The 14,211-nt window shown below is 30.0% G+C and carries 10 protein-coding genes; all 10 read left to right on the top strand.

Translation table 11 applies throughout. From position 1 onward, the window contains the following. The first annotated feature begins 3 nt into the window (after window positions 1-3). The 10 genes from IPM32_13890 to IPM32_13935 all read left to right on the top strand — a co-directional run bounded on the left by IPM32_13890 (window position 4) and on the right by IPM32_13935 (window position 14,055). Window positions 4-1,236 (top strand): Nramp family divalent metal transporter, encoded by a 1,233-nt coding sequence (locus IPM32_13890; protein MBK8946343.1) that lies wholly within the window; start codon window positions 4-6, stop codon window positions 1,234-1,236. Next, window positions 1,223-3,031: a glycoside hydrolase family 88 protein gene (locus tag IPM32_13895; GenBank protein MBK8946344.1), complete on the top strand. Its 1,809-nt coding sequence runs from the start codon at window positions 1,223-1,225 to the stop codon at window positions 3,029-3,031. Before IPM32_13890 ends, IPM32_13895 begins: the two co-directional genes overlap by 14 nt. Before the next feature lie 135 nt (window positions 3,032-3,166). Then, complete coding sequence (locus tag IPM32_13900; protein ID MBK8946345.1) at window positions 3,167-6,088, top strand: TonB-dependent receptor; 2,922 nt, start codon at window positions 3,167-3,169, stop codon at window positions 6,086-6,088. A gap of 36 nt (window positions 6,089-6,124) precedes the next feature. Then, window positions 6,125-7,795 (top strand): T9SS type A sorting domain-containing protein, encoded by a 1,671-nt coding sequence (locus tag IPM32_13905; protein ID MBK8946346.1) that lies wholly within the window; start codon window positions 6,125-6,127, stop codon window positions 7,793-7,795. A gap of 65 nt (window positions 7,796-7,860) precedes the next feature. Beyond that, complete coding sequence (locus IPM32_13910; GenBank protein MBK8946347.1) at window positions 7,861-8,607, top strand: hypothetical protein; 747 nt, start codon at window positions 7,861-7,863, stop codon at window positions 8,605-8,607. A 7-nt stretch (window positions 8,608-8,614) separates the two neighbouring features. Then, a complete protein-coding gene (locus IPM32_13915) occupies window positions 8,615-9,631 on the top strand; it encodes a LacI family DNA-binding transcriptional regulator (GenBank protein MBK8946348.1) in 1,017 nt (338 codons plus the stop codon). A 44-nt stretch (window positions 9,632-9,675) separates the two neighbouring features. Beyond that, window positions 9,676-10,887 (top strand): metallophosphoesterase family protein, encoded by a 1,212-nt coding sequence (locus IPM32_13920; GenBank protein ID MBK8946349.1) that lies wholly within the window; start codon window positions 9,676-9,678, stop codon window positions 10,885-10,887. A gap of 26 nt (window positions 10,888-10,913) precedes the next feature. Continuing rightward, the gene (locus IPM32_13925; protein MBK8946350.1) at window positions 10,914-11,378 is read left to right on the top strand and encodes a fibronectin type III domain-containing protein; all 465 of its coding nucleotides are present in this window, start codon (window positions 10,914-10,916) and stop codon (window positions 11,376-11,378) included. Then, a complete protein-coding gene (locus tag IPM32_13930; protein MBK8946351.1) occupies window positions 11,359-12,153 on the top strand; it encodes a metallophosphoesterase in 795 nt (264 codons plus the stop codon). Before IPM32_13925 ends, IPM32_13930 begins: the two co-directional genes overlap by 20 nt. Before the next feature lie 24 nt (window positions 12,154-12,177). Then, entirely contained in the window at window positions 12,178-14,055 is a 1,878-nt protein-coding gene (locus IPM32_13935; protein MBK8946352.1) for a hypothetical protein, read from the top strand. Window positions 14,056-14,211: the final 156 nt, after the last annotated feature.

Here is a 14,211-nt window from a genome sequence, read left to right on the forward strand (position 1 = left end):
TCTATGATAAAAAAAATAGCATTATTTTTAACCGCAATGGGACCCGGAATTTTCTTAGTTGGTTATAATATTGGAACGGGAAGTGTAACATCAATGGCTTCTGCAGGAGCTAGTTATGGAATGAACTTAACTTGGGCAGTTCTTTTATCTTGTGTTTTTACATTCATCCTAATTGTCACTTTTGGTCAGTATACTTTAATTACAGGCAAAACAGCAATTCAAAGTTTTAAAGAAAATTTTGGTAAAGTACCCGCTCAAATAGTTTTATGGTCATTAATTATTTCAGAAATGATTTCCAGTATTGGTGTAATGGCAATTGTTTCTGAAGTAATCCACGAGTATTCAAAAATTCTATCCGGCTCCGGAGATGGAATTAGCACTATTATAATAACTATAGTAATAGCTGTAATAATTGTAGGACTTCTTTTTAATGGCAAATATTCTTTAGTTGAAAAAATATCAATTGTTTTTGTTACAATTATGGGGTTTAGTTTTCTTCTTACATCTTTTATAGTAATTGATAATCCCTCTGAAATTTTAATTGGAATGATCCCCAATATTCCTAACGAAGCAAATGCCGGACTTATTGTTGCTGGAATGATTGGCACAACAATGGGTGGCGTTCTATATGTAATCAGATCGGTTACTGTTAAAGAAAAAAAATGGAATATATCAGATCTAAAAAATGAAAAGAAAGATGCTTTACTTTCTGCATTTTTAATGTTTTTGTTAAGTGCCGCAATTATGGCCGCAGCCGCCGGAACATTACATCCACAAGGATTGAAAATTGATAATGCAATAGATATGGTAAAATTATTGGAACCTTTAGCAGGAAGATTTGCAATTTCACTTTTTGTTGCCGGATTAGTTGCTGCTGGAGTTTCATCACTTTTTCCACATTATATGCTTGTGCCAATGTTATTTTCAGATTATCAAAATAAAAAATTGGATCTTTCGACATTTAGGAATAGAGGAATTATAATTTTTTATGCCTTACTTGGATTAGTGGTCCCAATTTTTGGAGGTAGTCCGGTTCTTGTTATGATTGTATCGCAAGCATTAGCATTAATTGCTACTCCAATAGTTTTAATATTAATGTGGATTCAAATAAATGATAAAAAGATACTTGGCGAATATTCAGCATCAAGAATTAAAAATATTGTAATTGGACTAATTACTTTATTTACCATTTATATTTCTATCATTGGTTTTTTAGGGATTATTGAACTTACATAATTATCATAAAAAAAATTATAGTATGAGAAAAGTTGATAAAAATATTATTTATACATTGTTCATTAGAATAATTATTTTATCAGGTTTTCCATTTAATATTGGTTACAGCCAAAATGATGAAATAAGATCGGCATCTCAAGTTGCAAGACAAATTGTTGATAAAATAATTAGTGAAAGTTCTTTTGAAACTAAAACTGTTAAGTTATTATCAGAATTAGGAATGCAAGTTTTAAATTTTGATGATTTGAATACAACTCAGAAAAATTATCATTATTACTCAATTACAAATATTTATTGCCCCTCAGATACATCATTAAATTTTGGTTTAAATTTTTCAGGTGATTTAGAAATTTATATAAATAACAAATCAGTGTTCGATAGAAAAAATGGCAATGAAACTTTTATAAAAGAAATTGCTTATACATTATTTAATTTCTCAGATACTTTCACTGTTGATTTAGAAAAAGGTAAAAACACAATTTTGTGTAGATTGAAATCTAATAATGATCAACCAATTGTTTTTCTAAGAGAAATACCTAAAATGGCTGAGGATGAATTAACCGCAGAATTTAAACTGAATATTTTGAGTAATGAAAATCTTTTGAATCAATGGTTAATTGTTGGCCCAATTGATCAATCTTTTAATCTATTGCCTGAGTTATTAGAAAATAAAATAAAAGATAATTATGTAATTGGTGATAAAAAGTATGAATGGAAGTTAATTGAAGAAAAATCAGTTGAAGAATTATTTATACCGAAAATAAATACTTATCAAAGAGAATCATATTTAGAATGGCATTATGCAAACGGAACTGTTTTATTCGGAATGCAAGAAGTTGCTAAAGTTTTGCATGATTCAAAGTACTCGGATTTTGTTGATAAAGCACTTAACTATACATTACAAAATTATGAATTATTTAAGAAGCAGTATTTTAACAAATTTGCTTTCAGAGGAAGTAATCATAGAATGTTTAGGAAAACAATGCTGGATGATACCGGTGCACCAGCTTTACCGTATCTTCAAAATTATTTAGAAACAAAAAATAAGAATCTAAAATATCTTATTGATGAAATGTGTGAATATGTTTCATCACAACAGATTAGACTAGAAGATGGAACTTTTTGCAGACCGGAACCAATCGAAATGACGATTTGGGCAGATGATTTATTTATGAGTGTTCCATTTTTAATTCGCATGGGAAAATTAACCAACGAGAATAAATATTTTGATGACGCTTCAACCCAAGTGATAAATTTTTATAATTATCTTTTTGATGAAGAAATTGGTTTATGTAAACATGCTTGGTTTAGTCCAACAAATGGAAAATCTGTTGCATATTGGGGAAGAGCAAACGGTTGGATGTTATGGGCAGTTTCTGAGGTACTATTGTATTTACCTAAAAACCATGCAAGCTATAGTAAAATTTTAAATTTATTTCGGAATCATTTGAATGGAATAATTAAATTTCAAGAAAAAAACGGTATGTGGCATCAAGTTTTAGATAAACCAGAATCTTTTGAAGAAACTTCTTGTACGGCCATGTATATAATTGCAATTAGCAGAGGAGTACAAAATAATTGGATTGATACAGACAATAAGAAATATGCTTCTCTTGCATGGCAATCGTTAAAGACGAAAATAAGTTCTAATGGAATAGTAAAAGATATATGTAGAGGAACATCTGTTGGTTACGATTATGATTTTTATTTCAATCGTAAAAGATTCGAAAATGATCCGAGAGGATTAGGTGCAGTTCTGACTGCTACGACCGAAATGATAAAACTTGGATACTAATTTTATAGATTTTAAATAAATAAGGTATCAAAATGTTATACTTGACAAAAAGGTATTAATTAACTAATTTTCAAGCAGGTATACCTATAATACCAAAACAACTAGGTAAGACTTAACAATAATCAACGGTTAACTATGAAATTAAAATATTTATTACTTAATTTAATTTTATTCCAACTATTTATAGTATTTAGCATTTATGCATCCGGAAAACTAAAGGGAGAAATATCTGATTCGCTAACAAATTCTCCATTGGGTGGAGCAAATATATACATAATTGGAACTGCATTTGGAGGTGTTGCTGATTACGAAAATGCGGATTATGAAATTTCTGGAATACCAGAGGGAATTTATCAAATCAGATGTTCTTATGTCGGATACAAATCAAAAACAATTCAAGTTAAGATAGAAGATAATAAAACACTTATCATTAATTTTGAACTTGTGCTAGATGTTTTGGAAGGAAATACAGTAATTGTAACCGCACAAGCTCTTGGTCAAGCGGCTGCAATAAATCAACAATTGAACTCAAATACAATAACAAATGTTGTATCTTCGGATAAAATTCTGGAAATACCAGACGCAAATGCCGCAGAATCCGTTGGACGTTTACCGGGAATTTCAATTATAAGAGAAGGTGGTGAAGGTAACAAAGTTACAATTAGAGGTTTAGCACCTACTTATAATTCAGTTACAATTGGAGGTGATAAAATACCATCGACAGATTTTAATGATAGAAGCGTTGATATGAGTATGATTTCTTCAGAAATTCTTGCTGGCATTGAGGTTACAAAAGCATTGACTCCTGATCAAGAAGCAGATGCTTTGGGTGGAACAATTGAATTTAAATTAGCTGAAGCTCCTAAGGGCGGATTCAAATATAATTTGAGGATGCAAAACGGTTACAATAATCAAAGGGAAGAATTAGGTCAATATCGTGGTAGTTTAACAATTAGTAATAGATATTTTACTGAAAAACTTGGTCTTTTAATTACTGGAAATGCAGAAAAAGCTCAAAGAGGATCAGATCAATATAAAGTTGCATATGATATGTTAAGAGAAAAACGAGATGATGAAGAATTTGCTCCACTATCTGCTTCTAGTGTACGATATAAGTATATTGAAGATATTAGGGAACGTCTAGGATTTACAGTATTAATGGACTATCAACTTGAAAATGGTAAAATATTAATTAGTAATTTTTTTAGCAGATTAGATAGAAGCAGACAAACACAAGAACGAAGATTTGCATTATCCGGAAATTATCAATACCACAATTGGTTTGATGAAGATACTCAAATTGATATTATGACAAATTCAATTAGCGGCGAACATGTCGTTTCTGCTTTTTTAGTTGACTGGAGAATTTCCAGATCTCAATCTTATTCAAGATTGCCATATAGTAATTTAGTTGAAATTAGAGAGCAAAGTGCCTTTGATTATTCCTTATTGCCAGAATTTAAGACACCAGATAATATTGTTGATGCGGCAAGAAATAATTTAGAAGAAACATATTTATATGAAATCTGGTTTGATACAGAAAAATCCTTAGAAAGAGATCTTGCTGGTCAATTAAATATTCAAATGCCGTTTAATTTTTCAAACAGTGTTGTTGGAAAGGTTAAAGCAGGCGCAAAAATTAAAAATAAACAAAAAGAAAGAGATCGTGGATCACTTAGCACAAGACTTGATGAACGTGCATATGGAACACGTATTGCGAATCTACTAGCACCTCATCACACTAATTATGGTAAAGAAGGATTCGAATATATGTTTACCACGCAAGGTTTTGCTCAAATTGTTAATTATATTGATCCAAATTTTAAGGCTGATGATTTTCTGAATGGAACAAGAGAATTTGGAATTGGTGTAAATGGTGAAGAATTGAATCATGCTTTATCATCATATATTTTAGACTCATTAACACATTCTTCAGCTGTAAGAGATATTGATGATTACGAATTAAGTGAAGAAGTTACTTCAGGTTATATAATGACTGAAATAAATTTCGGTCAATATATAATGTTTCTCCCTGGTATAAGATTTGAAAATACATTTGTCGATATGACCAGTCGAAAAGGAAATGTTCCTGATGACTATTCCGATTTGCCGTTAGATAGTCCGCCTCAAATATCAGATACTAGCGGAACTTTAACTTTTTCAAATTGGTTCCCAATGATTCATTTAAGAATAAAACCAACAAATTGGTTTGATATAAGACTTGCATATACACAATCTATTTCTAGACCAAGATTGGATTATTTACTTCCAAAATTAAGATTAAATGGAAGTTCAAGAACTATCACTCTTGGTAATCCAGAACTTAAACCACAAATATCTTCAAATTTCGATACATATTTGTCAATTTATGCAAACAGCATAGGTCTTTTTACAGGCGGTGTATTTTTTAAGAAAATTGATAATCTTATTTATGATAGAGAACAACGATTACTGCTTGATCCAGTAGCAGATGGATATGAAGCAAATTGGAAAGGATATTATTTAGATAAACCAGAGAATAGTCCATATGTTACAAATATTACCGGATTTGAAATTGAATGGCAAACAAATTTTAAATGGCTTCCAAGTCCATTTGATGGATTTGTTTTGAATATCAATTATACACATGTTTGGTCGGATACTAAATACCCTAGAACAATTGTTGAAAAAACAGTAATACCGGTTTTCCCATACGTAACAACCACAGTTAATGATACAAGTCGTTCTGGTAAAATGATTAATCAAGCAAACGATATTGCAAATATTTCAATAGGATATGATTACAAAGAATTTTCCGGCAGAATTTCAATGTTATTCCAGGGAAAAACTTTAGCTGAAGTAGGAGACAGACCAGAGTTGGATAGTTTTACAGATGATTATTTACGATGGGATCTTCTGTTAAAATATAATTTTACTAAAAATATTGGTTTATATCTAAATGTTAATAACTTCACAAATTCTCCAGATAGGAATTATACATTATCTCAAATTTATCAAACAGCTGAAGAATATTATAACTGGACAGCTGATTTAGGCTTGAATATTAGGTTAAAATAAACATAATAAGTTAAACAACTTAAAGGAGGCAAGACAATGAAACAAAAAATATTACTATTTGCATTTCTGTTTTTTATGATTCTGGTTTTTTCTATTGAACTTAATGCCCAAGAATTTGATTATTTAGATGTTGCCCCGGGCTACGAGACACTTAATCTGGCAATTTCTAGTGATACTACTTCTTCGGGAGAACCAGTTAGTGAAAATCGTGTTTACAGACTTAAACGCGGAGATGTTTATTTACTAAATGGGACAATAGAAAATGTTGGCGGAAGTGTTTTAAGAATATTTGCTGAGGAAGGAGAAGGTCCCAGACCAATGATTATGGCTACAGCTGATGATGCTGGTACAAGTTATCGTCCATTTGCACCAACAGCAGATGCGTATTTTAAAAATATTTATATATCTGGCAGAAATAATCTTGGAATTTATACAGATGACTCAAAAGATATGATTCGATTACAAGAAGAAGGTATTACACTTACTCTTGATGGTTGCTTTTTAGAACATGAATGGAAAGATTTTGTAAGAATGAATGCAAGCGAGCAATCAGTAATTATTAAAAATTCAATATTAAGAAATGCAGGCGATTTAGCTGATGGCAGTGATAATCAATTTATCGATACTCGTTCAAATGTTCAAGAATTAATTATGATGCAAAATTCAACTTTACATACTTCAACAGGCCGAGCATTTAGAACGGGAGGTGGTTCTTTCTATAAGAATTTTGTACTTGACCATTGTACTTTTTATCAAATTGGAAATGGTGATGGATCTAGAGGAGCAGTAGATTTTGAAGAAACTCCATTATTTTCTGTTGAACGTGCACAAAATGTTTCGGTAACAAATTGCCTTTTTATGGATGTAGTTTTTCATGGTGATGAAATAAATACATATGAAACTGATGATACATTAGATTACCCAATTTTTGGATTTTTATCACTTGATGATTCCGTAATAACGGATGATACCCGAAATATTGTAATGAGAAATAATGCACATGGTACAACTCAGGCATTGTTAGATTATTATGCTTCTGTAGATACTGTGAAACCCCCAGTTTTCTTAAATTCATATTCTATAAATAATTTCTTTAATAAATATCCTCAAACGTGGATTAATGAAAATAATTTCTCAGAAAATGTAATTTTTACTGATGCACCATCACCTGATCCAGTTGTAAATTATGCCTCATATAGAAGAGCAAATGGATTCACTGAAGAAAATGTTCCAGAATTTTGGGCGGATAGAAATGGAATAGGTGAAGATCCAACTACTTGGGGTCCGGCAAATGATGAATATGATTTTAGTTATAACACTTCTTCTATAGCTTATACTGCAGGAGATGAAGGATCACCATTGGGAGATTTAAATTGGTGGCCAGAATGGATAGTTGCAGTGAAAGAAGATGTCAAATTAACACCAACTGAATTAACATTAAATCAGAATTATCCGAATCCGTTTAATCCTTCAACATTAATCTCATATAATTTACCCAAATCAAGTAAGATTAGTTTAGATATTTACAATCTTTTAGGGCAAAAAATAGTTTCACTTGTAGATAATTTATTACAAAATAGCGGTAAACATCAAATTGTATGGAATGGAAAAGATCAATACGGTAATGCATTAGCAAGTGGTACTTATTTCTACAGATTAAATGCTAATAATAACGTAATAACTAAAAAAATGATGCTGATTAAATAATCATTTGGTGCAGCAGAATTTAACCTCTGCTGCACTTAAAAATTTTAAGATTAATTGAGGTAGTGATGTTCAAATCTTTACTAAAGACAATTATAATAATAATAGTTTTTACTTTTGATTTTATTGCCCAAAACTCTGAAACTAAAATTCAAGTTTATGGAATTGGATCAATCCCGATTGGACCTTATGGCGAGACAATTGGAAGTTCAATTGAATTAACAAGAAAAAGCGGTCTTGATTACGGCTCAGATGTAGGGTTGGCAATTTTTGGTTATGGGATTGGTGCCGAAATAAGCTCACCAGTATTGATTGATGGTTTGGCTTGGCAATTTGGTACAAAGTTTCTTTTAAATCCAACTGATAATTCTGATGTTACTGAAGCATTTAGTTCGGATGTAAGAATACTTAACGATTTAGTTTTAAAAACTGGTAATTGGATTAATATTCCGATTGTCTCAGGTTTCAGTTATGGAATCAACTTATTTTCAAAGTTTAATTTTTATTTACAACTTCAAGCTGGAATTAATATAAGTGATCAACCGGAAAGAAAGGCAACTTATCAAAATGTTATTGTTGAAGAAGTTAAATATAATACATTAGTTGATTTTGCATTTGAAACGGCAATAAGCATTGATTATGATGAATTTTATACTTTAAGTGTAAGGTATATAAATCTTAATTCTCCAAGATATGAAGGCACAAGATATTTAAACGAAAAATTATTTCCGGAAATATCCACAAGAAATTTTATTATTGCTGCTGAAGAAAAACCAGTGGAGATGTTATTATTTACTTTTGGTTTAAAGTTTTAATAAAAATATGGGAAAAAGTTCTACAATTTTTGATATTGCCAATAAACAAAACATCTCTATTGCAACTGTTTCAAAAGCGTTAAGTAATAATTCCGGAATATCAGAAATAACCAAAAAAAATGTTCTGAAAGCAGCCGATGATTTAAGTTATATGCCAAATTATTGGGCAAAAAATTTAGTTAATCTCAAATCAAATTTAATTGGTCTTATTGTTCCGAATCTAAAAAATAGTTATTTACAATTATTAGTTGATTCTTTATATGAGCAGGCAGATTTAAGAAATTTTAATATTATTCTATCTATTTCAAAAAATATTCCTTCAACAGAAATTAATCAAATTCATAAAATACTTGCTTACAATCCTTTAGGTTTTATAATAGTTTCGGAAAATTATATTAAAGAAGATTTTGATTTTTTAAATAAAAAAAATATTCCTATCGTGTTTATAAATCCAAGATTTCGAAATATTAATTTTAACTCAATTGTTGTTGATTATTCAAATGGTGCTTACCAGATAATTACTAAAGCAATCAACGAAGGCGTTAATAATTTAGCATGTTTTTGCAATGGATTAAGCAATTCAAGTGAGAATGAAAAATTTAACGGCTTCATAAATGCGATAGTGGACAAAAAAAAATCAATAAATCTTGAATGGATTAATTACGGAGATTTTAGTTATGAAAAGATATTCAATATTCTTGTTGAATTTAAAAAATTAAATAAACTTCCGGAAATAATATTTATTACGAACGAAGAATATACAATTTGGATAATATCGATCCTCGAGAAACTTAATTTAAAGATAGGTGAAGATATTGATTTAATATATTATGGTGAAGGTTCGGAATTTCGAACATTTATAACTCCATATTGTTTAATCAAACAGCCGATTGAATTGATATCTATAAGTTCAATTAATATTATAGCTGAACAAGCAGACAAAAAATTACCATATAAACCAATTATTAAAAAACTATTTAGTAAAAATGTATACCGTCAACTTAGAAAAGTTGAAACCACATAAAATTTAAAAACTTAATTAAAAAATATTTTTAGCCATTTACTTAAATGCGAATATTCATTTTTATACTATTAATTTCTATAAAAATCATAGGTCAAAATCAATCGACAAAAATTGATATTATTCCTCAAAGAATAATTTTAAATTTAACTGAATTGCCCGCTACAGAACTTGCCGTTACTTGGATGACAAAAGACTCTGTTGAAAATTCACTGATACAAATTTCCAAAGCAAAACCTTGGGCTGATTTTGTTGATTCTGTTTTTTCATATAATGCTTTTTCGTCCAGTTTGAATAATGGTAAAAGTAAAAATGTTTTTTTCCATTCTGTAAAAATTTCAGAATTATTACCTGATACAAAATATGTATATAGAGTAGGAGGGGATTCTATCTGGAGTGAATGGAATCAGTTTAAAACTTCAAATAATAAAAATGAGGAATTCGAATTTACATACTTTGGGGATATGCAACATGATGTTAAAAAGTTTGGCTCACGTGTTTTTCGAAAGGCAATTCAAACTTCTCCAAATTCAAGTTTTTGGCTTTTTAGTGGTGATTTACTTGATAGAGCAGAATTTGATTATCAATGGGAAGAATATTTTCAAGCAACAAGTTTCATATCTTCAATTATGCCGGCAGTATTTGCTGCAGGAAACCATGAATATGCAGATACAATAATTAATGGAAACGAAACGGAAATATTAGCTGAACTATGGAAATCACATATAACGCAACCAAGTTGTAGCATTAAAGGATTAGATGAAACAGTATTTAGTTTCGAATTTCAAGGTGTTCGATTTATAATTTTAAATGGAAATGAAAAACTTGAAGAACAAGCAAAATGGCTTGAACAAATTTTAGAAAATAATAATTCAATTTGGACTATTGTTACAATTCATCAGCCTATTTATTCAATGGGGAAGAATAGAGATCAAAGAAAAACTAAAAATGCATTTGTTTCTTTGTTTGATAAATATAATGTTGATATAGTGTTACAAGGACATGATCATGTTTATGCAAGAACACACAAAATAAAAAATGATAAAATAGTTAATAATTCTGAACATGGTACCGTATACATTACATCAAATTCCGGTTCAGATTCATATTCGGCAAAAAGTTTAAATTCACATTTAACAGTTAAACATGCCAATAGTGCTCAACTTTTTCAAGTAATATCGATTAAGAAAAGAAATCTACAGATGTGTACATATACAGCAACTGGAGAATTATATGATAAATTCGAATTAACAAAATAAGTGAAGAAAATAAAAAGGAATAATAAATGAATAATTTCATTTTAAAAATATTAATATTTATTTTTATCGTAAACTTGAATTATGCTCAAGATAATAAAATACCTGAACGAATCATTATTACTCTTACAGAAACACCAACAAATAGTATGGCAGTTAATTGGAGAACAGTTGAAGAAATTATGAAACCTGAAGTTCAAGTGGCAGAGCCAACTGCTTGGACGGAGTTTGAATCGAATACAAAATCGTTTAATGTTTTGAGTAAAAAATTATTAACTGATAAAAAAGTTGAAGTAAATGAATATTCGGCAAGAATGATTGATTTAAAACCAAATACCCTTTATGCTTATAGAGTTGGTGGTGACTCAGTTTGGAGTGAATGGAACCAATTCAGAACAGCGGAAGATACAATTGCTCCGTTTAAATTTGTTTATTTTGGTGATCCGCAAAATGATTTAAAGCAGCATTGTTCACGTGTGTTTAGAGGCTTTTAAAAATACACCAGACGCATCATTCTGGTTGTTTGCGGGAGATATTGTATCAGAGCCGGAAGATGAACAATATGAAGAATTATTTTATGCAGGTGGATTTATTTTTGGTACAATGCCTTCAATTATTGTAACTGGAAATCATGATATTGGCTATTTAATGGAGAATGGCAAAATTGTAAGAGATAAAAAAGGTAAAAAACAACGAGGAAATAAAGTTGCAGAAATGTGGAAAGAGCAATTTACATTACCGGAAAACGGAATTGCTGAATATAATGAAACATCATATTCTATTGATTATCAAGGCGTAAGATTCATAATTGTTAATACAAATGATGAAAAAGATTTATCTTTACAAATTCCTTGGTTGGAAAATTTACTTAAAAATAATATTAATAAGTGGACTGTTGTTGCTTTTCACCATCCAATTTATTCGGCTGGAAGAGATAGAGATGATGATGATACAAGGAATGCTTTTCTTCCACTTTTTGATAAATATGGAGTTGATCTGGTGTTAACCGGTCACGATCATGCTTACGCAAGAAGTTACAAAATTAAAAATGGCGAAAGAGTTGGAGAAGATGAATCTGGAACAGTTTATGTGGTTTCTGTATCTGGACCTAAAATGTATTCTGTAAATTCTAACTATAATCATATTATGGCAAAAACCGGAGGAAATGTTCAACTATTCCAAACGATTTCTATAAATAATAATATTCTAAATTATGAATCACTCACTGTAACTGGTGAACTTTACGATTCTTTTGAATTAAAGAAATAGCCAATTTAAAATATTAGGAGTACGATGAAATCCAAAACTGCTATAATTATTAGTATTCTGCTATTAAATTTTTCTATATATGCGCAACAAACTGTTAATTTAAAAAAAGAATATTTTGAAACACTAACAGTTTTAACGGAAGCTTTATTGTCTCTTCAAGAGAATGAAAATATGAGTTTAGATTTTGGCGCAATATCTTGTCCTTCATGTAATATTTTACATACACGTGCGGCTGAAGCAGTATTTCCATTTGCTATAATGTATAGAGAAACAAATGATTCTAAATATTTAAGTGCAGCAAAATCCCTTGGCAATTGGTTAATATCGCAACAACTTGAAGAGGGGCAATGGAAAGAAACACCGTGGGAATGGACAGGAACAACAGCAGATCAGCTTTTAATGATGAGTTTGGCTTATCCAATTATTGAGGAACAATTATCTTCTTCAGAAAAAGTGAATTGGAAAAAATCAATTAAAAATGCTGCTGACTATTTAGTTAAATATATGAGTCCGGATTTTGCAAGCCTTAATTACAATCCAACAACAGCGGCTTGCATGATGACAACTTATCAATTGATTCCAGATCAAAAATATAAAGATAAAGCCAAAATATTAGCTGATTGGACTATTGCAAAAATGGATGAAGATGGTTTTCTGGTTGGTGAAGCTGCAAGATCATTTGGAGTAAAATATGGAGTTGATTTAGGTTATGAGATGGACATGTCACTGTGGGGTTTAGAATTATATGCTAAACTTAATAATGATGGAGAAGTTCATAATACAGTAAAAAGATCTTTAGAGAAAAACCTCAACTTTGTTTATCCCAATGGTGCAATTGATGGATCATGGGGAAGCAGATGTTACAAATGGACAACTTTTGGAAGTAAAACTGCTGACGGAAGCCAAATTCTTTTTAGTTTGTTTGCTGATGAAGATCACCGATATGCAACCGCTTCAATTAGAAACCTTAACTATTTACGTACAATGATTAAAGATGGCTTAATTGGTAATGGTCCGCACTTCTGGGATATTATGCCAGATAAACTTTGTAACTATCCGACTTTTGCAAGAGCAAAAAATTTAGCACTTTCAATATTTTATACTGATAAAAACGAATTTGATCTTACACCGATTCCATCAGATATTTCAAATTGGTACCATTTTTATCCGACTGTTAATACGCTTGTTGCAAGATCAAAAAATTTTATGACTACTATTTCCGCTTATGAATATAAGGATTTGACAAATACAAATAATGGGCAGTATAATCAACACCCAACCGGTGGTTCGACTTGCAACATATGGCTCAAGGATTTTGGTTTTCTACAAACTTCAAGCCAAACAAAATATATTAGAGGAGAAACCGTGCATATGCCAATAATGAGTGATACTGTAATTGCACTTACTCCAAGAATTGAGTTTACAAATGAAAATGGATATTTCACAAATCTTTACGAATTTGAAGGCAGAGTAAAAGTAGGTGATGTTGAAAATGGTTTAGTGAAAATAAAAACTGTCGGTGAATTAAAAAACGAGCAATGGTTTCAAGGAGGAGTTGGTTATACTTTGGAACATCTTATAACAGATAACTATATTGAAAAAACAGTTACAATATTTTTTCATGATCGTAACCCAGAAGTAAAAATAATTGAACCAATTGTTGAATCGGAAGGAACAGAAATTCAAATCATTTCAAAGAAAAAAGCTATAGTAAAAGGAATGAAAGTGAATGTAATGTTTGAATTAATTAGTGATGATTTTGAATTAAGTATTGCAGATAATGCAGATAGATATTTATTCCCTTTCCCTGCAATGAAATGTTTTCCAATAGTTATCAAAGTTAATAAGCCTTTAAGCGGTTATGAACAAGAAATAAAATATAGAATTAGTCTTGTTGAATAATTGAAATATTTATTAAATATAAATTCAGAACAATAAGTATTCTAATAAATTGTAAATATATTTTTTGATCATCAAATCTGATTTTTATAATTGTTTTTTGTGAAATGGACTAAGAAATAAATATAATTTTAAGGAGTGACTAATGAGTAATCTAAC

The sequence above is a fragment of the Ignavibacteriota bacterium genome, assembly GCA_016716225.1.
Lineage (GTDB): Bacteria > Bacteroidota > Ignavibacteria > Ignavibacteriales > Melioribacteraceae.